Raw genomic sequence first — 20,162 nt, forward strand, 5'->3', positions numbered from 1 at the left:
GCGTTGGCTCAGTAGCGTTCGAGCCAGTGGGCGTAGGGCGCGGGCAGCGTCCACGACGGGCGCTCGATCCCAAGCGCCTTGGCCGCGGCATAGGGCCAGTGCGGGTCGGCGAGGTGGGCGCGGGCGACCATCACCAGGTCGAGTTCTCCGCTGGTGATCGCCTTCTGGGACAGCTCCGGCGTGCCGAAGCCCCATGCCGAGGCGACCGGCAGCCCGCTCTCGCGACCAACCCGCTGTGCGATCGGGCCCATGAAACCGGGGCCCCAGGGGATGTTGGCCTCAGGTGTCGAGAAGCCAATGCTGACGCTGAGCAGATCGAGACCGCCGGCCTTGAACTCGCGAACCAGCTCGATCGACTCGGTCATCGTCCTTTCGTCGTCACCGTCGAACTCGATCACCCCGAAGCGAGCGGTCAACGGCAGGTGCTCCGGCCATACCTCACGTACCGCGGCGAGCGTTTCGAGCAGGAAACGGCTGCGATTCTCGCGGCTGCCACCATAGGCATCGGTGCGCTGGTTGGAGTGAGGGGAGAAGAAGCTCTGGCCGAGGTAGCCATGGGCGAAGTGCAGCTCCAGCCACTCGAAACCAGCCTCGAGCGCGCGCCGCGCGGCGGCGACGAAGTCCTCGCGGACCCTGGTGATCTCCTCGAGGCTCATCTCCCTCGGTACTTTCGGCAGATTGGCGCCGAACGCCAGCGCGGAGGGAGCGATGGTCTGCCAGCCGCGTGGGTCGCCCTCGGCGAGGTGGTCATCGCCCTCCCATGGGCGGTTTGCGCTCGCTTTGCGTCCCGCATGGCCGAGCTGGATTCCCGGCACCGCCCCCGCGGCCTTGATCGAGGCCGCGATCGGGACGAAGGCGTCGCGTTGGGCATCGTTCCAGAGACCCGTGCAGTGCGGCGTGATCCGGCCCTCGGGGGAGACCCCGGTGGCCTCGACGATCACAAGGCCTGCACCGCCGCGTGCGATACTGGCGTAGTGCACTCCATGCCAGTCGTTGGGCATGCCATCCTCGGCCATGTACTGGCACATCGGCGGTACCGCGATGCGGTTGCGAAGATGAACATCCTTGAGCTTGAACGGTTCGAACAGCGTGGGCATACGAGTTTTCCTAACCATGAAAGGCTTTAGTGGTTTGGTTGCGTAGTTCGATATTGATCGAACTAGCATAGTCGTACTGAAGTTCGCACGCAAAGCTCGTGTATCATGGCGTTCATGCGACCTTTCAAGCACCCGCCCAGCCAGGACTTCAGTCTCGAGCGCCTACTCCATGCCTTGAGCGATCCGGTGCGCCTCGGCATCGTGCGCCATCTCGCCCGAGTCGGGGAGGCCACCTGTGGTGAGCTGGACGGTGGCCGGCCGAAATCGAGCATGTCCCATCATTTTCGTGTCCTTCGCGAAGCGGGCCTGGTGCATACCCGCCACGCCGGCACCACCCATATGAACAGCCTGCGCCGAGCCGATCTCGACGCGCGCTTCCCCGGCCTGCTCGACGCCATCCTGCGTCAGCCCCTCTCCGATTGACCATGCCGCCGAACCACTGAGCCCGAAAACGCGATGCCCCGCCTCTCTCGAGACGGGGCATCCGGTTGCGATCCGCACGATGCGCTTTGCATCGTGACGGCCCGATGGGGCTACTTGGCGATCTTGCGATAGATGAACAGCACCACCAGGGCACCGATCACCGCGACCGCGAAACTGCCGAGGTTGAAGCCGTCGACGGTGCCGTAGCCGAGCGCGGTGCTGATCCAGCCGCCCACTACTGCGCCGACGATACCGAGCACGATGGTCAGGATGAAGCCTCCACCGTCCCTGCCCGGCATCAGGAACTTAGCGACGATGCCTGCGATGAGGCCGAACACGATCCACGAGATGATTCCCATTGCACCCTCCTTAGTCTAGAGAACGTGTTGATTGTAGTAGCTTTTCAACCAAGGGAAAGGAATCGTGCCGGATCGTGCTCAGACCGTCTCGGTGGGCCGCTCGATTTTGTCCACTTTCAGCATCCGGGCGATCACCTTGTCCAGCTCGCGCTGGTCGAAGATCTTCTTCCAGTCGGGCTTGATGATCGTCTCCTTGCCGTAGTCGATCGCGATCATGCAGGCGTCGGAGAACGGGTTGGTGCTGCGGAAGGCGACCGCCAGGGCGATCTGGATGTGTCCGTAGAGCATCGCCTCGGCGGCTTCACGGGGTACGCCGACTGCCTTGACCGTTTCGTCGAGCGCTTCCTTCATGAAGGTGCCGACCATGCAGGCCACGGTCTCGACCAGGGTCGGTTCGAGGTAGGCGAGCTGAGTGACCGTCACCCAGTGAACCTGCTCGACCGGCGCATACATCACCCGGATGACCTCGGTCAGCGCGGCACGCTGGGCGTCGCTGCCGCGTTCGAACGCTGCGGCCACGTGCTGGGGCGCGGCGACACCGCCGAACGCATCGGCATGCTCCTCCTTGGTGTAGCGCTCGAGGAATACCGAAGGATGGCACGGGTGGGCGACGGCGTAGTGGATGTCCTCGCGCTTGGCCAGCAGGTTGGCGTAGGCCGCTGCCGGGTCGAGAGTCAGCAGCACCGCACCGCTTTTCATCATTGGTACGACCGCGCCCGAGACCGCGCCGAGGGCGATGTCCGGGACTGCGAGAATCACCACGTCGGCGTCTGGCACCGCCGCATCGCTGTCGCAGAGCTCACGGCCCGCCGCGGTCACCTGCGCCTGTGCGGATGGAGAGTTTTCGCAGTAGCGGACGTCGAACGAGCTGCGCTGCAGGTTGGCGGAGATCCGCATTCCCATTTTGCCGCCGGCGCCGATCAATGCTATGGATTGGGTCTGGAGAGTCATCATCGGGCTCCTTGGAGCGTTAGTGAGCAACACTGGGGTAGGTCTTGAGGTAATCGAGACAATGGCGGGTCCATTCGGCCTCGAGACGGCAGGTGGTCGCCTCGTCCGTCTGCCAGGGCAGCCAATGCTCTACGATCTGGTTGATCCCGCGGGCTTGTGGACGTATCCGTTGATGCAGGTAGGCGTAATCCAGCAGCCCCTCGCCGAGCGGGCAGCCAGCGAAGGTGAAGCCAACCCAGCCGTCACGGCGAGAGAAGGCGAAATCCTTGACGTGCAGGTTGAAGACCCTCGCGGCACAGGCATCGATCACATCGACGGGTCGCTCCAGCGCGGCAACGCAGTTGCCGGGATCGAGACAGATGCCAAGGAAGGGGCTGTCGATCCGCTCGACCAGCTCGACCAGCACAGCGCTGGGCACCTGTTCATAGGTCTCGAGCGCAAGCCTCACCCCTCGGGCCTCGAAGCGCGGCACTGCCTCGCTGAGCAGCTTTCGGGCCTCGAGCGTGGTGGGGCGGTGGTCCGCGCTGTAGAGCATGCTGCGCAGCAGGCTTACGCCAAGGGGCTCGGCGAGATCCAGGTAGCGATCCAGCGGGGCACGGCCGATCCCCCTGGTGCCTAGCTCGAGCTCGACGTCGAGCTCCTCGGCGCGCAGGCGCAGTTTCTCGAGACGTTGGGACGATAGCGTCTCCACCGCGGGGTGATCACAGATCTGGAACACGCCGGCGCCCAGCTCGGCGCACTCCTCGAGCATCGCCTCGATGCTCAGTGGCTTACTGACGCGTGATGATGCGCGCCAGAAAAAGGCATAGGTGCTCAGGCCGATCGCCATGTCGCTGTCTCCTGCTGTGGCCGTTGCGCCGCCCGGTGCGGCATTGGGTGGTCAGGCATTGGAGGCGGTCCGGGTATCGCGGAGCGCGCGCTTGTCCGCGCCGTCGAGCAGCTGCATCAGCACGGCGGAGAGCAGCATGAAACCGCCGACCACGAACATCGGGACGGTGTAGCCGCCGCTCAGATCGTGCAGCGCTCCGGTCAGGTAGCCGGCGCTGAAGCCCGCGAGGTTGCCGATGGTGTTGATCAGCGCTACGCCGGCCGCCGCCGAGGCGCCGGTCAGAAAGCGCGTCGGCAGCGTCCAGAACGTCGGCAGCGCGGAGAAGATCGCGCAGGCGGTCACGGTCAGCACCAGCACCGTGGAGAAGGCCGAGCTCATGTACAGCGCCATCGGCACGCTCACCGCTCCGGCGAGTGCCGGCAGGGTGATGTGCCAGCTGCGAAGTCCGCGCCGGCTGGCGTCGCGTGACCAGAAGTAGAGCACCACCGCCGCCGGCAGGTAGGGGATCGCGGTGATCAGCCCTTTCTCGATCACGTTGAAGGTGGTGCCGAACTGGGCCTGGAACCCGGCGATGATGCTCGGCAGGAAGAACGCCAGCGCATAGAGGCCGTAGATGAAGCCGAAGTAGATCAGGCACAGCACCCACACCCGGCCGTTGAACATCACCGTACGTACGCTGGGATGGTGTGCTCCGCTGCTTTTCTCCACGTGCTCGCGCTCGAGTTCGTCGCTCAGCCAGCGGCGCTCCTCCTCGGTCAGCCAGCGGGCGTCCATCGGGCGGTCGACGAGGTAGAACCAGGCAACGATCCCGATCACGATCGCCGGGAGGGAGACGCCGAGGAACATCACCCGCCAGCCTTCGAGGCCAAACAGGCCGTGCTGCTCGATCAGCGCGGCGGCGAGCGGTGCGCCGATCACCGTGGTCAGCGGCTGGGCGAGATAGAAAAGGCCGAGCACCTTGGCGCGGTAGCGCGACGGCACCCACATGCTCAGGAACAGGATCGCGCCCGGGAAGAAGCCCGCCTCGGCGATGCCAAGCGCCAGGCGCAGGACGTAGAGACCCTCGACGCTCTGGACCCAGGTGAACAGCAGCGAGACGATCCCCCAGCTGACCATGATCCGCGCCAGCCATTTGCGGGCGCCGAACTTATGCAGCGCGAGGTTGCTCGGCACCTCTAGCAGGATGTAGCCGATGAAGAAGATGCCCGAGGCGAGCCCGAACTGCGCGGCGGTGAGGCCGAGGTCCTGGTTCATCCCGTTGGGGCCGGCGAAGGAGATCGCTGTGCGATCGAGGAAGTTGATGAAGAACATCAAGGCGACGAACGGCACCAGCCTGATCGAGACCTTGCGGATCGCCGATTTCTCGACCTCCGATTGCAGCCGATGGTGGTTCACGGTGACTCCTGCGGCAGCCCGTCTTGCTGCCTTGGCGGGTGGAGACATTCGACTCGGCGCCCATCCGGCACCGACGACCGATCTCTAAAGAGCCAATGCATGATTATATGATCGACATGTGATCATATGATTGGTCTGATTGTGAGTATCCATCCGCTTGGCGCGGAGCCATATACAACTTTAGTGTTGGTTTCTGCGCGGCGACGCAGGCGCGTTGGTTTTTTAAATAACGATCAAAATCAAGTTATTGCCGTGTTTTTTAGACGAGGCCATTCCCCGTGTCGCGCAGGGCGCTTTTCGGTGGAATAAAGTGCGAATAGTGTCACGACTCGATCATATGATCGGACGCTGACCTTGGGTTTGATGCCCAGGCGCTGCCTTCAGGACCATGAAAACGCATTGAGCGTGATGATGTCATCATACCAATGGTCGAATATCCTAAGGTTTCAGCCTTTGGCTGACTGGCCATTCGTGGCCTGACGCGGGGCCGGTGTAGGATGAATCGATCGCCGCCCGCGTGGTTTCCCCGGCGCTGCGAGCGATGAGCGCAAGTCGATTCTCGCTAGAGGAGTGCAATGCTGAATGCCGCCGCTGAAACCGCTGAAGAAGCGCCCGGTCGCGAGGCGAAAGCTGTCCGAGATCGTCTTCGAGCAGTTGATCGAGCTGATCCGGGAGGAGGGCTATGCGCCGGGCGACCCGTTGCCCACCGAGCGCGAACTGATGGAAACCTTTGGCGTCGGTCGTCCGGTGGTTCGCGAAGCGCTGCAGCGCCTCGAGGGCATGGGCATGATCTCGATCCAGCACGGCGAGCGGGCGAAGGTGCGTCAGCTCGATATGCACGCACTGATCCAGCAGCTCGATGTGAGCGCTCGTCATCTGCTTTCGACCTCGGCGGAGAGTGTCGACCACCTGCGTGAAGCCAGGGTGTTCTTCGAAACCGGCCTGGTGCGGATCGTCGCCGAACGTGCCGATGCGGATGCGCTCGAGCGGCTTAGGGCGGCACTCGAGCGGATGCGTACGCTGAGCGATGCGCCGCGCACCGAGTTCATTCCCGCCGATATGGCCTTTCACCTCGAGATCGCGCGAATCAGCGGCAACCCTATCTATCTAGCGGTGGCGAAGGCGATCCTCGAGTGGATGGCGGATTACCGCCGCGACATGCTGCGCTTCAAGGGCACCGAGGTATCGATCGCCGAACACGAGCGGATCTTCGAACGGGTCGAGCAGGGCGACGCCGAAGGTGCCGTACGCGCGATGCGCGATCATCTCACCGCCGTTGGCGGCGGCTGAGGGGCGCAGGGCTTCTACGCTACCAGCGTTGGGGAATCACGATCCTGCGCTCCTCGGCCGCCTGATAGGCGGCTTCGACCAGCGCCAGGGTGTGGAAATTGTCGATGCCGTGGGTTTCGGGCAGATCATCGGTCTTTAGCTTCGCCAGCCAGTCCGCCTGGAAGCGCACCACGCTCTGTTGAATCGGCGTCCAGGGGGGCGTGCTCCAGCTCGGCGCGCTGGGCGCGACGAGGCGTTCGGTTCGTTCGATCCGGCCGTCGCGCAACCGATCGATCTGCAGGCGAAAGCCTGCGAGCAGCCGTATTGAGCCCCGTTCGCCATCGATCTCGATCAGCGTCTGGGGAAAGGGATCCTCGCTCTGCCGGGTCGCGTAGCTGCAGTCGACGATCGAGGTCACGCCGCTGGCATGGGCCAGCATCATCGTCGCCACGTCCTCACCCTCGATATCCGCAGAGACTCTTCGCGTCTGGCAGCCCAGCCGCTCGACCTCGCCGAATAGGGCGCGGGCGATGTCGAGCAGGTGGATGCCCAGGTCGGCGATGATGAAACGCTTGGTGCTTGCCAGGTAGGGTTGAGCGCGGAAGACGTCGAAGCCGCTGCGATAGCTGATCCGGGAGAAGAAAGGCTCGCCGATCGCACCGTCGCGCAGCGCGTCGATGGTCTCGCGCACGGCCGCCTGCCAGCGGAAGTTCTCGTGCACGGTGAGCGAGACGCCGGCCCGCGTACAGGCCTCGATCATCATCCGGGCGTCGTGCAGATCGGTGGCGAAAGGCTTCTGGCAGATGACCGGCACGCGATGGGCGCAGGCGAGGGTGATCAGTGAGCGATGCGCGCTGGTCGGCGCTGCGATATCGACGAAGTCGAGCCCGACCTCCTCGAACAGCCGCTCGGCTTCGGTATAGCAGGCGCTGGGCGAAAACGAGAACGAGGCGGCGAAGCGCTCCAGACGCCCGGCATCGAGGTCGCACAGTGCGACGATCTCGACGCCCTCCAGCTCGCGCCAGGCATGCAGCTGGTTCTCGGCGAAGAAACCGCAGCCGAGCAGCGCGCCGCGCAGCGGCGCCCGAGACCGCGCGCTTTGCGCTTCATCATCGATGTCGCGCGGGGTGCGCAGTACGCCGCGCAAGGTTCTGATCTGGGTCATCTTTCTCTCCTCGTCCTACCCGGTCATGGCTTGGATCGAGCGCCGCGGGTCTTGGATGGCGTCGATGCTCAACGCATGCCGAATCCGCCGGGCAGGACATCCTCGACGTTTTCCTTGCTGACCAGCACGCAGTCGACCGACTGTTTCTCCGGGAGCTGCGTGGTGCCGCTGCGCAAGTAGGCATCGGTCTGCTCGACCGCCATTTCCGCCATTCTCGTCGCCTGTTGCAGGCCGGTCGCCTTGATCGTGCCATCGTTCGCGATCTGGCGGATCACGTCCGGGTTGCCATCGATACCGACGACGATCACATCGTTGGCCCCTGCGTTGCGCAGCGCGGCCGCCGCACCCAGCGCCATGGTGTCGTTGCCGGCGAGTACACCGACGATGTCCGGATTGCCCTGCAGGATCGACTGCATCACGTTGTAGCCCTGGGTCTGGTCCCAGTTGGCGGACTGCTGGGCGACCATGGTCATGGTAGGGATCTGGTCCAGCACGCGGTGGAAGCCTTCCGAGCGGACGTGGGCGTTGGTATCGGAGGTGCGTCCGAGCAGCTCGACGTAGTTGCCCTGGTAGCCGACCTGTTCGGCGAAGAACTCCGCCACCGATGTAGCGCACTGGGAGTTGTTCGAGACGATCTGCGCAGTGGCGACACCGTTGGCGTTGACTTCACGGTCGATCAAAAAGACCGGGACGTTCGCATCCTTGGCTCGTCTCACCGCTGCTACCGAGGCATCCGAGCCGGCATTGTCGAGGATGATCGCGCTGCTGCCTTCGCCCAAAGCGGTCTGTATCAGACGCAGCTGGACATCCGGGTCATCCTGATGGTCGAGCGTCTTGACCCGGTAACCGAGCTCGGTGGCCTTGGCGCGCGCCGCGTCGGCTTCCGCCTTGTAGAAGGCATTGCTCGGCGGTGGCGTGATCACAGTGATCAGGTGGTCCGCGGGAGAGAAATCGGCGGCGGCTTGGCCTGCGAATCCCATCGCCGCGGCGAGGGTGAGACTGATCAACGATTGGCGATGCATGGTTGTCGCTCCTTGGATGACCGAACGAATGGTGGGCGGCGGGCGGCTAGTCTTGCCTGGCTCGGCGTTCCGACATCGATTTCTCCACCCGGCGCTGCAGCTGGTCGACCACCACCGCCAGCACGATCACCGCGCCGGTGATCACCGTCTGCCAGAAGTCCGAGATTCCGACCAGCACCATGCCGTTGCTCAGCACACCGAGCACGAAGGCGCCGACCAAGGTGCCGCCGATGGTGCCGACGCCGCCGAACAGTGATGCCCCGCCAAGCACTACGACGGCGATGGCATTGAGTTCATAGGAGGTGGCGATGGCCGGATTGGCGGCGCCGAGGCGGGAGGCGATGATCAGACCGGCGAGCGCGGCGCAGAAGCCTGAGATCGCGTAGGTGCCGATCTTGATCCGGTTGACCCGTACACCGGAGAGCTCGGCCGCGCGCTCGTTGCCGCCGACGGCGAAGACCTGGCGGCCGAATACGGTGCGCCGGGTGACGTAGATCGCGACCAGTGCCAGCGCGACCATCAACCAGATCGGGATCGGCACCGACAGCAGCCGGCCGGTGCCGAGCAGCAGGAAGCCTTCGTTGTTGAGCGCGGCCTGGCCGCTCAGGTCGCCATAGGTGGCGCCGTCGGAGACCAGCTGCGCCGCGCCCCTGGCGACGTAGAGCATGCCCAGGGTCATGATGAAGGGCGTGACCCGCAGCCGGGTGATGAACCAGCCATTGATCATGCCGACCAGGGTGCCTATCGCCAGGGCGGCGGCGCAGACCAGCACCACGTGGGCGAACACAGCGACATCGACGAACGGCAGCCGTAGCCCTTCACTGATCAGGTAGCCGGTGATCATCGCTGAGAGCCCGGCGATCGAACCGACCGAAAGATCGATGCCCGAGGCGAGGATCACGAAGGTCATGCCGATACCGAGGATGGCGAACACCGCGACCTGCTCGGCGACGATCACCAGGTTGCGCGAGGAGAGGAACGACGGCGCCACCAGCGAGAACAGCACGACCAGGAAGATCAGCGCGAGGTAGGCCCGCAGGCGCAGCAGCAGCAGCGGCAGCGACTTGAACGAAGGGCTGGCACCGGCGCGTGGCGTGGTACCGATCGAATCCGTCATCATGCACTCTCCTTGCGCGTGTCTCGTCGTTGGACTTGCGAGCTGGCCACCAGCCGGGCTTCGGTGAGTTCTTCGCGTTGCAGGTCGGCGGTGATTCGGCCCTGGCTCATGACCAGTACGCGATCGGCACCGCTGATGATCTCTCCCAGATCGGACGAGGCGTAAAGAATCGTAAGCCCCCTTTCGGCGAGGCGGTCGATCACCTCGAACAGCTCCCGCCGAGCCTTGATGTCGATCCCTCGGGTCGGCTCGTCGAGCAGCAGTATCTTGGGCTCGGTGAGCAAGTTCTTGCCCAGCACCGCCTTTTGCTGGTTACCGCCGGAAAGGGTCGAGACCAGCACTTCGGGATCGGATACCTTGATCATCAGCTCATCGATGCAGCGCGATACGTCGCGGCGCATCCTGCCCGAACGCAGCCCTGTGATGCCTGCGTAGCGCTCGAGATTGGCCAGCAGCAGGTTGTCGGCGACCGAGCGATTGGGTACCAGGCCCAGCTTCTGGCGATCCTCCGGGACCAGCGCAATGCCCGCCCGGATCCGTTCGGCGATGGTGCCGTCGAGGGGGAGCCTTCGGCCCTCGATCTCGATCGTGCCCGCCAGCGCGCGGCGTAGGCCGATCAAAGTCTCGAACAGCTCGGTTCGCCCCGCTCCCATCAGTCCGTAGAAGCCGACGATCTCGCCGCGCTTGATACTGAACGAGAGCTGTTTCAGCGCCAGACCGCCATTGACCCCGCTCGCTTCGAGGCCTTCGACCCGCAGTGCCACCGGGCGGTCAGCGAAAGTGGCGGCGGCGCGCCCGTCGCGCAGCGGTCCCTCCATCTGCGCACCGATCATGCGTGTCACCAGCCAGTCGACCGTCACCTCGCCCGCCACACCCGTACCGGCCAGGTTGCCGTCACGCAGCACGGTGAAGGTATCGCCGATCTCGATCAGCTCCTCGAGCCGGTGCGAGATGTAGACGATCGAGACGCCTTGGCGCTTGAGCTCCTCGATCAGCGAGAACAGCACCCCGACTTCCGCCTTGCTGAGTGACGAGGTCGGTTCGTCGAGGATCAGAATGTCGACCTCGGAGACCAGCACCTTAGCGATCTCGACGATCTGGCGCTCGCCGATGCTGAGTTCCTGGACCAGCGCATCGACGTCGATCCGCTGGCCCATCCGTGCCAGCACATCGGTGGCGATACGGCGCTGCCGGGCGAGACGAACGGTGCCGCCGGGGCCTTTTAGCTCCTTGCCGATGAACATGTTCTCGGCGACGTTGAGGTTGGCGCAGAGGTTCAGCTCCTGATGGACGATGCCGATGCCACGCTTGATCGCTTCTCGGGGATGGGTGAGATGCAGCGCCTCGCCGCGGTAGTGGAGCGTTCCGGAAGTCGGCTGCTCGATACCGGCGAGGATCTTCATCAGCGTCGATTTTCCCGCACCGTTCTCGCCGATCAGCACGTTGACCTTGGCATGGTGGATGTCGAAGTCGACGCCCTTGAGCGCAACGGTGCCCGGATAGGCCTTGCGGATCGCACGGGCGCTGAGCACGATCCTGGGGGCATCGTCCCGACACCTTTCGGCCGGGGCCGTCATGGCGCCACCTTCAGGCTTACCGGCACGATCCGCTGGGGCCCGCTCGGCCTCAAGTCGAAGACGCCGAGGAAGCGCACCCGCTGGCCCTCCAGCGTGCTGGCTGGATGGTCGGCATAGGCCTGGGCGAGGGCGCGCTGGTTGAGGGCCTGGGCGACGTCGGCGAACTGCATCTGGTTGGTGAAGCTGTCGAGCCCCATGCCCTCCATCGCGTCGCGCAGCGAGGTATCGACCACCAGCGGACCGGCGAACAGCTGGGCCGGGGTGTCGACGCCATCGAGCTCGAGCACGACCACGCCCATCGGCGTATCGGTGCGCACCTCGACCACACGGGCGCTGCCTTCGATCGCATAGCGCGGCGTGCCGCTGGGCTGGCCATATCGCTGGCGAGCGCCGTCCGGGTCCTCGGCAAGGGCTGCGAACAGGGTGGCTGCGTCGAGCTTGGCGCGCTCGAGTGTGGGGAGTACCTGCGTGCTCCACTGGTTATCGACGTAGGTCGCGGGGTCGAAACTGCCGACCGCGAACTTCTGGTCGAGGCCTGCGCTGTTGGCCTCGGTATCGCGTATCACCCGGCCGCTATCGGGATCGACCGGACGCAGGGTGACCAACGGCCCGCGGGTCAATTCGAGCAGTGCGAGCGACAGCGCCACGAGCGTGATGGGCAGGATGGGGAAGGGGAGTCGCCATCGATAGGTCGCCATCGTGTTCTCCGCAGGATGATGATCGGATGTTTGATGACTGATCAAAGCGCACTGATCGAGATGATGTCATCATACCAATGGTCGATCATCCTAAGGTGTGATTGCTCGTCGTTTGCCTGCTCGACATTCTCCCTCGCAGTGCTCGGTTCCCCATCGAAGTCCCAATCATTGGAGAGGATGCCGCGCTCGCCGTCGGATCGTGACGAGGAGGTGCCATGGCGCGTGAAAGAGGAACGCGGGAACGAAGAAAGAGTGCCTTGCAGTGGCTGTACGGTACCGGGCAGCCGCCGGCACTGCCGCGCCGGGTGGTTCTTGGCCGGTTGGGATTCGATTGGTACGGCGAGGCGATTCGCGCGCTGAGCTGGGACGGGCACGAGCTGGTTCGCGCGGTCTCGCTGGTGGTTCGTGACGAAGACTGGGGCAGCTACGCGCCAAAGGTGGTCGATTCGAAGCTTCGGCACGGATCGAAGGGGTGGGAAATCGAGCACTTTTGTCGCATCGAGGATCATCTGGATGGTTCGGCCTTGCTCGATAGCCGTTTCAGCGTGCGGGTAGAAGCCCAAAGCGTGGTGGTCGAGGCGGTGCTCGATGCCCGGCGACGCATTTCCACCTGCCGGGCGGGGATCACCGTACTGCATCCGTTGCAAGGGGTGGTCGGGGCACCGGTCAGCGTGACCCATGCCGACGGCACGGTGAGCGAAAGCCGGTTTCCAGAGCTGATCAGCCCCTGCCAGCCTTTTTTCTCCATTCGTACGCTGCGCCATGCGCCGGCCGAAGACATCGAACTGAGGCTGCATTTCGAAGGCGACGTGTTCGAGATGGAGGATCAGCGCAACTGGTCGGACGCTTCGTTCAAGACCTACAATCGGCCGTTGGCCTGGCCGACCCCTTATGCGATCGAGGCCGGTGATCGAATCGAGCAGCGGCTGACGATCGAGATCATCGAGCGGAGCAGCGGGCGATGAGCGCTGTGCTGCGGGTCGACTTGCGCGCGGCGGATCAGGGCAGGATGCTGCCCTCGCTCGGCTGCGGGCTATGGCTCGAGACGTTCGATGCCGCTTTCGCCACCCGGCTGGGCCAGCTGCTGCGTCCCGCCCATCTCGACCTGCTGGCCGATGCGCGCAGTGCTGGTTGGGAGGCTCGCCTGGACGCCGCGATGGCGCTTTGCGCCAAGATCGAAGCCCAGGCCTGGCTCTATCTGGTGCTGCCCGACGACCGGCCCGAAGCCGCGCTCGAGAGGTTGGCGGCAAGGCTCGATGGCAGCCCGGTCGCGGGTCTGCTGCTCACCCCGGCGGCCTATCTCAAGAGCTACCAGCCCGATGCCGTCTGGCCGAGCGGGCCTTCGCCCGCCGAACTCCTGGCGCTCGGTCGAAGGCGCTTTCCCGACCTGGCGCTGGGCGGCGGTACGCCGACCTACTTCACTGAACTCAACCGCTGCCGGCCCGATCCCCAGGCGATCGATTTCATCACCCACGCCACCTCGCCGATCATCCACGCGGCGGATGATCGGTCGGTGATGGAAAGTCTCGAGAGCCTTGCCCATATCGTTCGTTCATGCCGGGCGTTGGCGCCTGGCAAGCCTTATAGGATCACCACCAGCGCGATCGGCGCCTGGACCAATCCCTATGGCCGGCGGCTGACACCTAATGATGGCCTGCAAAGGGTCACCCTGAGCGAGCGCGATCCTCGCCAGCGCGGTCTCTTCGCCGCCGCCTGGGCGCTTGGCTATCTTGCCGAGATCAGCCGGGTCGGTGGCGTCGATGCCCTGAGCCTGGCATCGCTGGGCGCGCCCTTTGCGCCCGCGACGCAGTCTCATCCCTATCCGCTCTACCTGGTGATCGAGGGAATCCTGCGTGGCAGCCGACGAACGGCGCTGGAGATCGGGCACGCCGGCGGGACCAGGCTTGCCGCGGTCGGCTGGTGCGAGCCCTCGGCAAAGGGGGAACTGTGGCTTGCCAACCTATCGAGCGAACCGCTCAAGGTCGAGCTAGCCGGGGCGCGGGTGGAGCGAGGCGCCGCGCTCGATCTGTCCAGCGTCGAGAGGCTCTGCGCCGATTTCGCTTCATTGGAGTACGGCAGTTGGCAGGAGGCCTCCACGATCGCGCTGTCTCCTTTCGCTTCGGTGCGCCTGGATGTCGCTCTGGTCGACCGAACCGGGCCGGCGTAGCGATTCAGTCACCCCAGCCGACGATCAACCCGGCCCGGCCGCGGCTGGCTGCGATCAGGCGCGCATTGGGTTCGTCGGTATGTTCGATCCAATCCCGCGCGGCTTCGGGCGATCGGCCAAAGCGTCGATGCCGGCCTTCGAGCCGCTCGCGACGCAGGCTGTCGTCGACGTCGAGGAACCAGCTCTGGTCGAGCATCGTCGCTACGCGGTTCCAGCCCGGCTGCTCGAGCAGCAGGTAGTTGCCCTCGGTGATCACCAGTTCGACCTCGGGCTGCACCGCGATCGCGCCGGCCACTGGCTCTTCGATTTCGCGTTCGAAGGCGGGCGCGTAGACCACCTCATCGGTGCGCTGATGACGCAGGCGTTGGAGCAAAGCCAGATAGCCGTCGATGTCGAAGGTGTCCGGTGCGCCCTTGCGCGCCATGCGACCGAGCCTCGAGAGCTGGCGGTTGGAGAGATGAAAGCCGTCCATCGGCACGATGGCCGCGCGGTCTCCCAGGGCGGCGAGAAGCGCTTCGGCGAAGGTCGACTTGCCCGCTCCAGGAGCGCCGCAGATGCCGAGCAGTCGCCGTTGCCCGGGGGTGCAAAGGGCGGCGGCGCGCTCGATCAGGGCTGCGGGTAGTGCAGGGGCGGGTGGCTGAGCGTGCTGGCCGGCGTGATGATCGAGCACTTGGATCTTCCTTATGGTGACGGTTTGGGTCAGGCAATATACCCTAGCCGAATGCGTCTCGATCTCCGAGCACCCACGCGGTGGCGGAAACGAATTCACTTGCGATGTTTGAGGCGTGGCCGGGAAGCTGTGCTAACATATGACGCCTCCCCCCTTGATACTTAGTCGTCTTGCCACCATAAACCAAAGTGTCGGCAACGCGGTCCGAGGTTAGCTTCTCGTGTCGAAATTCCTGTCAGTCAAAGAAAAATGGTCACTGGAAGAACAGTTCGGGCAGATGCTTCGCGAACTGGATGAAAAGAAATCGCCATCCAAGCGTGAAGAAGAGTTCGAATCCCGTCTGCATGCGTTGATGAATGAATATGGCATTGCTGCCTCTACCATCGTCGAATGGTTCATGGCGGAGCGTCAGAGTTAGACCGGGCGGTCGATCGAATGGATCAACTCGATGTCGTTGCCCCCTGTTGTTTTCCTCTCCTGCCGCCGATGTAAGAAGAGGCGGGAATGTAATCGCCGCAGGTTCGAAAAGTGCCGCCGTTGAGCTAAAAAAGTGACTTTGGGACATGGCCCGGTCGGGTCCAGGTGCTATATTTTTCAAGTCTGGTGATGCAAGCCCGATATTGTCTTTGGTGATCGGTTCATCATCGGGCAGAGCCTCGTTGCTTCTTTCGAACTCCATCGGGACTGAATGAAGCGCGGTTCAATGGCTCTTCGCATTCCAATCCAGTCCATCGCGCGCACCCGTGCCTGTCGGGGAAACGAGCCGTCACTTCGATCCTTCGCGCATGTCGCTCGCAGGCTCGGGTGGAAGCTCGGGTGGAAGAGAGCCCAGCGCAGTCGATAACCTCCGCTCATGGTAGGCGCCCTGAGCGCAGGGGCAGTCGATGATCCCGCTCATAGTGAGCGCCCGAGGAACGAGGGCAGTCGAACCATGTATCGCGCCAACCTGCGATGCATCGATTGCATCGCCTTCGAATCTTCCGGATGCGGACAAGCTCATCGAATCACGTGCCAATCTGGGCGAACGGGTTTGAAAGGGACGCTTAGACGCGATTGCCCGTTGGCGCTGTATTTGTATTGCGCACTCATCAGCATGGGTGTGCGGGTTCCACTGAGTTCGTTGGAGACGTATTTCTATAATTCGGGACGCTTTGCGTCTGATTATTTGGAAGGAATGTTATGGCTCGAGAAAGTACCTTATCGATCAAGCAGAAATGGGCCCTGGATTCACAATTGGGCGAAATGCTGCGTAGTCTTGAAGGGCCAGCCGCCAATGATCAACGTTTCGAGAAACGCCTCAATGCGCTGATCGATGAGTATGGCATCGCTCACCAGGATGTCCTCGAGATCGTACTGTCGATGCGCGGCGCCTCGCGCTGAGGCCCGCTCTGGACGCTGGGCGCGGGCGGCTTGATCGGGCCTCGTTCATCGGCAAGCAATGCCATCCGGGTGCGTCTGGTCTTTCTTGACCGCAAATCCCCGCCCCCGTGGAGCGACGAAAAGGCCGCGGCGCTGAACCGGTTCGATGAGTGGGATCTATCTCCCATTCATCTTATTAGTTCAGCGCCGCGGCCTGTTTTTTTCGGACTTTCTTTCCAAGGCTTTCTTTCCGGCACTTTGCCCCGCCCGGCGGCGGGGGCCGTTCAGGGCGCCTTGGTGCTGGCTACGTTGGTGTCGCGTAGCTGGCCGGTGAGCTGGGCGTAGTCGAGCAGGATCTCGGCGCTTTCCTGCAGCTGCGCCTGATTGATCGGCGAATCGCTCTGCGTGGCAGTATCGTCGTCATCCAGGGTTTCGGTCCAGCTCGCCAATGTCTCCAGCCCGAGCGCCTGGCGCCGGCTGTTCTCCAAGGCCAACTGCTCCGCTTCCTGTGCCTGCATCTCCCGGCGGCGCTGCTCGAGATTGAGGCTGACGCTGGTGTTCTGCTCGCGCAGGGTCTTGAGCAGCGAAGCCTCACGTTGCAGATAGCGGAAGTTCGGATTCTGCGCCGCGCGGACGGCATGCTGGTCGCGCAGAGTAGGCAGAGAGGCGTCGAGGTTACCGTAGCGGCGATAGTTCACCGGGCGCACGGTGTCCCACGGCAGTGCGTTGGGCAGCGCGCTCTCGCCAATCTCCTCGTCGCTGAACAGGGTCGGGAAGGTAATGTCCGGCTCGACGCCGCGTTCCTGGGTGCTCTCGCCGGAAATCCGGTAGAACTTGGCGCGAGTCATGCGCAGTTCACCGTGGCTGAGATCGCTCAGGGTCTGCACCGTACCCTTGCCGAAGCTGCGCGAGCCGAGCACCAGCCCGCGGCCGTAGTCCTGGATCGCACCGGCGAAGATCTCAGAGGCGGAGGCCGAAAGACGGTTGATCAGCACCGTGAGCGGTCCGTCCCAGGCGACGCCGCGGTCAGTGTCGCCGTAGAGATTGATTCGCCCGCGTGCGTCCCGCACCTGGACGGTGGGGCCACGATCGATGAATAGCCCGACCATCGAGTTGGCTTCTTGCAGCGCGCCGCCGCCGTTGCCGCGCATGTCGAGCACGATACCCTGGACGTTTTGTGCCTTGAGCTTCTCGATCAGCGCGGCTACGTCGCGTGTGGTGCTGCGATAGTTGGCCTGGCCGGCCTGCCAGGCATCGAAGTCGACGTAGAAGGCCGGCACGGTGATCACGCCGACTCGCTCGGTGTGGCCATTGCGCTGCACCTCGATGACGTCGCTCTTCGCCGCCTGATCCTCGAGGTTGACCGTATCGCGGGTGATGGTCACGGTGCGGGTCTGGGTCACATCGAGCGCGCGCGCAGGGATCACTTCGAGGCGAACGGTGGAGCCCTTGGGTCCGCGGATCAGTTTGACCACGTCGTCCAGGCGCATGCTGACCACGCTGGTCATGTCGCCGCTGTCGCCCTGGCCGACGGCGATGATCCGGTCGGCCGGATGGAGCTGCCCGCTGCGCTCGGCGGGACCGCCGGGCACCAGCTGCGCGACCTTCACGTACTCGTCTTCGGATTGCAGCATCGCGCCGATGCCCTCGAGGGAGAGGCGCATCTGGATGTCGAAGGACTCGCTTTGATCGGGCGACATGTACTCGGTATGCGGATCGATCGAGCTGGTCGCGGCGCCGAGGAACAGGCTCAGCACGTCCTCGTTGTTGGTCTGGCGCACGCGATTGAGCTGGTCGCGATAGCGGTTGACCAGCCGCCGGTTGATCTCGGCGTCATCGATATTCGGCTCGGTGAGTTTCTGAGTCAGCGCCGCGTTCTTCATCCGCTTGGTCCACACCGGGTCGAGTTCGCTGAACTCGTCGACCCAGTTGCTCACCTCGCCTTCGAAAGCGAGGCGTTCGTTGCCGGTGTAATCGAAAGTCGGGTTGGCCTCGAGCTGGGCGATCAGCCACTCGAGCCGCTGTTCGAGACGGCTCTGGAACAAACCATAGAAGGCGTAGACGCGCTCGAGCTCGCCCTGCTCCATGGCCTGGTTGAAGCCGGTGCGCAGGTCGCCGAAGCGCTCTATGTCGGTGGAAAGCAGGTAGAGATGCTGTGGATCCATCATCTCGAGCATGCGAGCGAACGCTTTGCGCGACCAGGCCTCATCGAAGTTGATGTCTTCGTAGTGGCCGAAGCGGATCGACTGAGCGACTTCCCGGGAAGCCTGAGCGTCTTCCGCGGTGGGGGTGATTTCCGCCAGCGCGGGTATGGAGATCAGTAGGCACACCGCCATGGCGGCGATGCGCTGCATGATGACAGACGGGCTCATCAAAGAAGCACTCCCGGTTTGATGTACACTCTTGCATGTCTCAATTGAGAGGTCGTCCTTGCCTGCGATGTCGGTCGTATTGTTGGGCAAGTGGCGAATTGTAGCAGCTGATTGAGATCGCGCGCAGGGCATCGGCGGCGAAATCTCTTCACGTATAGAGCGTTGCGTGCACCGGACTTCGGCCCCGGCGGCGCGAGGGACCTCCGAGCGGCGACGAAAAGCCGTGGAGAAACACATTGGATGGCGCTCAAAACGTTCGTTCATTCGTCTCTCGTGTAGTCGAGCGCCGTTCATCAACCAGGGAGTTCCAATGGCTGAATCGCGGGTCATCGATCGACTTTTTGATTTCCTCAAGACATCCCCAACGCCCTGGCATGCAGTGGCATGCATGGCCGAGAGGCTCGAAGCGAACGGTTTCCAACGTCTTCGCGAGACTTCCTCCTGGTCGATATTAGCGGGCGGAAAGTATTACGTCACTCGTAGCGACGGCGCATTGATCGCCTTTCGCCTGCCGCAGGGCAAGCTTGAGTCGCTGCGGATGATGGGGGCGCACACCGACAGTCCCCAACTGAGGTTGAAGCCACGACCGCTGGTGCGCTCGCGCGACTGGCTTCAGCTCGGTGTCGAAGTGTATGGCGGCGCGCTGCTCAACCCCTGGTTCGATCGCGATCTCGGCATCGCCGGCCGCGTGCAGCTGCGCCGCGCCGGCAGGATCGAACCGCTGCTGGTAGATACGCGTCGCGCGGTGGCGGTGATCCCAAGCCTTGCGATCCACATGGACCGCGAAGCCAACCAGGGCAGGTCGGTCAATGCCCAGACCCAGATGGCAGCGGTGCTCGCCTCGCTCGAAAGCTGCGTCGACCAGACCGTCGAGACGCTGATCGCGCGGCTGATCGAAGAGCAGTATGGCGAATCAGACGCCGAGGTGCTGGATTTCGAGCTTGGCCTCTACGATCGCCAGGCGCCGGCGCAGATCGGACTCGAAGGCGAGCTGTTCGCCAGCGCCCGGCTCGACAACCTGCTGTCTTGCTTCTGTGCGCTCGAAGCGCTGCTCGACGCCGACGGTAGCCAGGGTGCACTGCTGGTCGCCAATGATCACGAGGAGGTCGGCAGCTCCAGCGCCAGCGGTGCCCACGGCACATTCCTCGCCGATGTGCTGGCGCGGCTCAACGAAAGCGTCGGTGAAGGTGGTGAGCAAGGGCGGGTACGGTTGATCCAGCGCTCGCGGATGATCTCCTGCGATAACGCCCACGGCTTGCACCCCAACTTCGCCGACAAGCACGATGCCGGACATGGGCCGAAGCTCAACGGTGGCCCGGTGATCAAGGTCAACGCCAACCAGCGCTACGCTACCAGCAGTGCCACGGCCGCGCTGTTTCGCGACATTTGCCAGAGCGTCGAGGTGCCGGTGCAGACCTTCGTCACCCGTGCCGACATGGGCTGTGGCAGCACCATCGGACCGATCACCGCCAGCGAACTCGGTATCGCCACGCTCGACGTCGGTATCGCGCAATGGGCGATGCACTCGATCCGGGAGACCGCCGGCAGCGCGGATCCCGCTTATCTGATCCGCGCGCTCACCGCCTTTTGCGAGCGTTCGGAACTCGACTGAGGGCCGTTGCGCCCGCCTTGCAATGTCCAAGGCGGGCGCGGGCTGGCGGGACGATAAAAAACCGCCCCGCGACTGAGCGC

Annotated in this window: 19 protein-coding genes; 7 read left to right on the forward strand and 12 right to left on the reverse strand. The window is 63.9% G+C overall.

The window, feature by feature from the left end; translation table 11 throughout:
* Positions 1-8: 8 nt before the first annotated feature.
* Positions 9-1,097 carry an NADH:flavin oxidoreductase/NADH oxidase gene (locus A5892_RS08220; protein ID WP_064122398.1) on the reverse strand — a complete coding sequence of 363 codons (1,089 nt, stop codon included), beginning with the start codon at positions 1,095-1,097 and terminating at the stop codon, positions 9-11.
* 114 nt (positions 1,098-1,211) lie between these two features.
* On the opposite strand from A5892_RS08220, the gene A5892_RS08225 reads away from it, so the two are divergent.
* The gene (locus A5892_RS08225; protein WP_064124383.1) at positions 1,212-1,520 is read left to right on the forward strand and encodes an ArsR/SmtB family transcription factor; all 309 of its coding nucleotides are present in this window, start codon (positions 1,212-1,214) and stop codon (positions 1,518-1,520) included.
* Positions 1,521-1,630: 110 nt separating this feature from the next.
* Here the strand turns inward: A5892_RS08225 and A5892_RS08230 are convergent, their stop codons facing one another.
* From A5892_RS08230 to A5892_RS08245, 4 genes are all read right to left on the reverse strand, one after another.
* Entirely contained in the window at positions 1,631-1,879 is a 249-nt protein-coding gene (locus A5892_RS08230) for a GlsB/YeaQ/YmgE family stress response membrane protein (protein ID WP_064122399.1), read from the reverse strand.
* A gap of 78 nt (positions 1,880-1,957) precedes the next feature.
* Positions 1,958-2,830 (reverse strand): phosphogluconate dehydrogenase C-terminal domain-containing protein, encoded by an 873-nt coding sequence (locus tag A5892_RS08235; protein WP_064122400.1) that lies wholly within the window; start codon positions 2,828-2,830, stop codon positions 1,958-1,960.
* Positions 2,831-2,849: 19 nt separating this feature from the next.
* The gene (locus tag A5892_RS08240) at positions 2,850-3,659 is read right to left on the reverse strand and encodes a sugar phosphate isomerase/epimerase family protein (RefSeq protein ID WP_064122401.1); all 810 of its coding nucleotides are present in this window, start codon (positions 3,657-3,659) and stop codon (positions 2,850-2,852) included.
* Between the two features lie 51 nt (positions 3,660-3,710).
* Entirely contained in the window at positions 3,711-5,054 is a 1,344-nt protein-coding gene (locus tag A5892_RS08245; RefSeq protein ID WP_064122402.1) for an MFS transporter, read from the reverse strand.
* Positions 5,055-5,636: 582 nt separating this feature from the next.
* Here A5892_RS08245 and nanR point away from each other — a divergent pair.
* A complete protein-coding gene (gene nanR, locus A5892_RS08250; protein WP_064122403.1) occupies positions 5,637-6,344 on the forward strand; it encodes a transcriptional regulator NanR in 708 nt (235 codons plus the stop codon).
* 19 nt (positions 6,345-6,363) lie between these two features.
* Here the strand turns inward: nanR and A5892_RS08255 are convergent, their stop codons facing one another.
* The 5 genes from A5892_RS08255 to A5892_RS08275 form a co-directional block, all read right to left on the reverse strand.
* Complete coding sequence (locus A5892_RS08255; RefSeq protein ID WP_082890339.1) at positions 6,364-7,488, reverse strand: Gfo/Idh/MocA family protein; 1,125 nt, start codon at positions 7,486-7,488, stop codon at positions 6,364-6,366.
* Positions 7,489-7,556: 68 nt separating this feature from the next.
* On the reverse strand, positions 7,557-8,510 hold the full coding sequence (locus A5892_RS08260; RefSeq protein ID WP_064122404.1) for a D-ribose ABC transporter substrate-binding protein: 954 nt from the start codon (positions 8,508-8,510) through the stop codon (positions 7,557-7,559).
* 46 nt (positions 8,511-8,556) lie between these two features.
* A complete protein-coding gene (locus tag A5892_RS08265; RefSeq protein WP_223302831.1) occupies positions 8,557-9,630 on the reverse strand; it encodes an ABC transporter permease in 1,074 nt (357 codons plus the stop codon).
* Positions 9,627-11,204: a sugar ABC transporter ATP-binding protein gene (locus A5892_RS08270; protein ID WP_064122406.1), complete on the reverse strand. Its 1,578-nt coding sequence runs from the start codon at positions 11,202-11,204 to the stop codon at positions 9,627-9,629. Before A5892_RS08270 ends, A5892_RS08265 begins: the two co-directional genes overlap by 4 nt.
* The gene (locus A5892_RS08275; protein ID WP_064122407.1) at positions 11,201-11,902 is read right to left on the reverse strand and encodes a DUF2291 family protein; all 702 of its coding nucleotides are present in this window, start codon (positions 11,900-11,902) and stop codon (positions 11,201-11,203) included. Before A5892_RS08275 ends, A5892_RS08270 begins: the two co-directional genes overlap by 4 nt.
* A gap of 215 nt (positions 11,903-12,117) precedes the next feature.
* On the opposite strand from A5892_RS08275, the gene A5892_RS08280 reads away from it, so the two are divergent.
* Together A5892_RS08280 and A5892_RS08285 are read left to right on the forward strand one after the other, a co-directional pair.
* Entirely contained in the window at positions 12,118-12,867 is a 750-nt protein-coding gene (locus tag A5892_RS08280) for a hypothetical protein (protein ID WP_150123512.1), read from the forward strand.
* Positions 12,864-14,069, forward strand: a complete 1,206-nt coding sequence (locus tag A5892_RS08285) for a hypothetical protein (protein WP_064122409.1) — start codon at positions 12,864-12,866, stop codon at positions 14,067-14,069. Before A5892_RS08280 ends, A5892_RS08285 begins: the two co-directional genes overlap by 4 nt.
* A gap of 4 nt (positions 14,070-14,073) precedes the next feature.
* Here A5892_RS08285 and A5892_RS08290 read toward each other — a convergent pair whose 3' ends face one another.
* Positions 14,074-14,739: a nucleoside/nucleotide kinase family protein gene (locus A5892_RS08290; RefSeq protein WP_064122410.1), complete on the reverse strand. Its 666-nt coding sequence runs from the start codon at positions 14,737-14,739 to the stop codon at positions 14,074-14,076.
* Positions 14,740-14,959: 220 nt separating this feature from the next.
* On the opposite strand from A5892_RS08290, the gene A5892_RS20215 reads away from it, so the two are divergent.
* Positions 14,960-15,157 (forward strand): hypothetical protein, encoded by a 198-nt coding sequence (locus A5892_RS20215; protein ID WP_150123513.1) that lies wholly within the window; start codon positions 14,960-14,962, stop codon positions 15,155-15,157.
* 824 nt (positions 15,158-15,981) lie between these two features.
* Positions 15,982-16,119, forward strand: a complete 138-nt coding sequence (locus A5892_RS20470; protein WP_190295668.1) for a hypothetical protein — start codon at positions 15,982-15,984, stop codon at positions 16,117-16,119.
* Positions 16,120-16,382: 263 nt separating this feature from the next.
* Here the strand turns inward: A5892_RS20470 and A5892_RS08295 are convergent, their stop codons facing one another.
* Complete coding sequence (locus tag A5892_RS08295; protein WP_064122411.1) at positions 16,383-18,470, reverse strand: carboxy terminal-processing peptidase; 2,088 nt, start codon at positions 18,468-18,470, stop codon at positions 16,383-16,385.
* A 310-nt stretch (positions 18,471-18,780) separates the two neighbouring features.
* Between A5892_RS08295 and A5892_RS08300 the strand changes: the two genes are divergently transcribed.
* Complete coding sequence (locus A5892_RS08300; RefSeq protein ID WP_064122412.1) at positions 18,781-20,082, forward strand: M18 family aminopeptidase; 1,302 nt, start codon at positions 18,781-18,783, stop codon at positions 20,080-20,082.
* Positions 20,083-20,162 lie beyond the last annotated feature (80 nt).

Source organism: Halotalea alkalilenta, assembly GCF_001648175.1.
Taxonomy (GTDB): domain Bacteria; phylum Pseudomonadota; class Gammaproteobacteria; order Pseudomonadales; family Halomonadaceae; genus Halotalea; species Halotalea alkalilenta_A.

Bases quoted from the DNA above. Each gene is read 5' to 3' on its own strand.
- A5892_RS08270 (WP_064122406.1), bottom strand. From the start codon at position 11,204: ATGACGGCCCCGGCCGAAAGGTGTCGGGACGATGCCCCCAGGATCGTG.
- A5892_RS08225 (WP_064124383.1), top strand. From the start codon at position 1,212: ATGCGACCTTTCAAGCACCCGCCCAGCCAGGACTTCAGTCTCGAGCGC.
- nanR (WP_064122403.1), top strand. From the start codon at position 5,637: ATGCCGCCGCTGAAACCGCTGAAGAAGCGCCCGGTCGCGAGGCGAAAG.
- A5892_RS08280 (WP_150123512.1), top strand. From the start codon at position 12,118: ATGGCGCGTGAAAGAGGAACGCGGGAACGAAGAAAGAGTGCCTTGCAG.
- A5892_RS08235 (WP_064122400.1), bottom strand. From the start codon at position 2,830: ATGACTCTCCAGACCCAATCCATAGCATTGATCGGCGCCGGCGGCAAA.
- A5892_RS08220 (WP_064122398.1), bottom strand. From the start codon at position 1,097: ATGCCCACGCTGTTCGAACCGTTCAAGCTCAAGGATGTTCATCTTCGC.
- A5892_RS08295 (WP_064122411.1), bottom strand. From the start codon at position 18,470: ATGAGCCCGTCTGTCATCATGCAGCGCATCGCCGCCATGGCGGTGTGC.
- A5892_RS08300 (WP_064122412.1), top strand. From the start codon at position 18,781: ATGGCTGAATCGCGGGTCATCGATCGACTTTTTGATTTCCTCAAGACA.
- A5892_RS20470 (WP_190295668.1), top strand. From the start codon at position 15,982: ATGCTGCGTAGTCTTGAAGGGCCAGCCGCCAATGATCAACGTTTCGAG.
- A5892_RS08285 (WP_064122409.1), top strand. From the start codon at position 12,864: ATGAGCGCTGTGCTGCGGGTCGACTTGCGCGCGGCGGATCAGGGCAGG.
- A5892_RS08260 (WP_064122404.1), bottom strand. From the start codon at position 8,510: ATGCATCGCCAATCGTTGATCAGTCTCACCCTCGCCGCGGCGATGGGA.
- A5892_RS08275 (WP_064122407.1), bottom strand. From the start codon at position 11,902: ATGGCGACCTATCGATGGCGACTCCCCTTCCCCATCCTGCCCATCACG.
- A5892_RS08240 (WP_064122401.1), bottom strand. From the start codon at position 3,659: ATGGCGATCGGCCTGAGCACCTATGCCTTTTTCTGGCGCGCATCATCA.
- A5892_RS08255 (WP_082890339.1), bottom strand. From the start codon at position 7,488: ATGACCCAGATCAGAACCTTGCGCGGCGTACTGCGCACCCCGCGCGAC.
- A5892_RS08265 (WP_223302831.1), bottom strand. From the start codon at position 9,630: ATGATGACGGATTCGATCGGTACCACGCCACGCGCCGGTGCCAGCCCT.
- A5892_RS08230 (WP_064122399.1), bottom strand. From the start codon at position 1,879: ATGGGAATCATCTCGTGGATCGTGTTCGGCCTCATCGCAGGCATCGTC.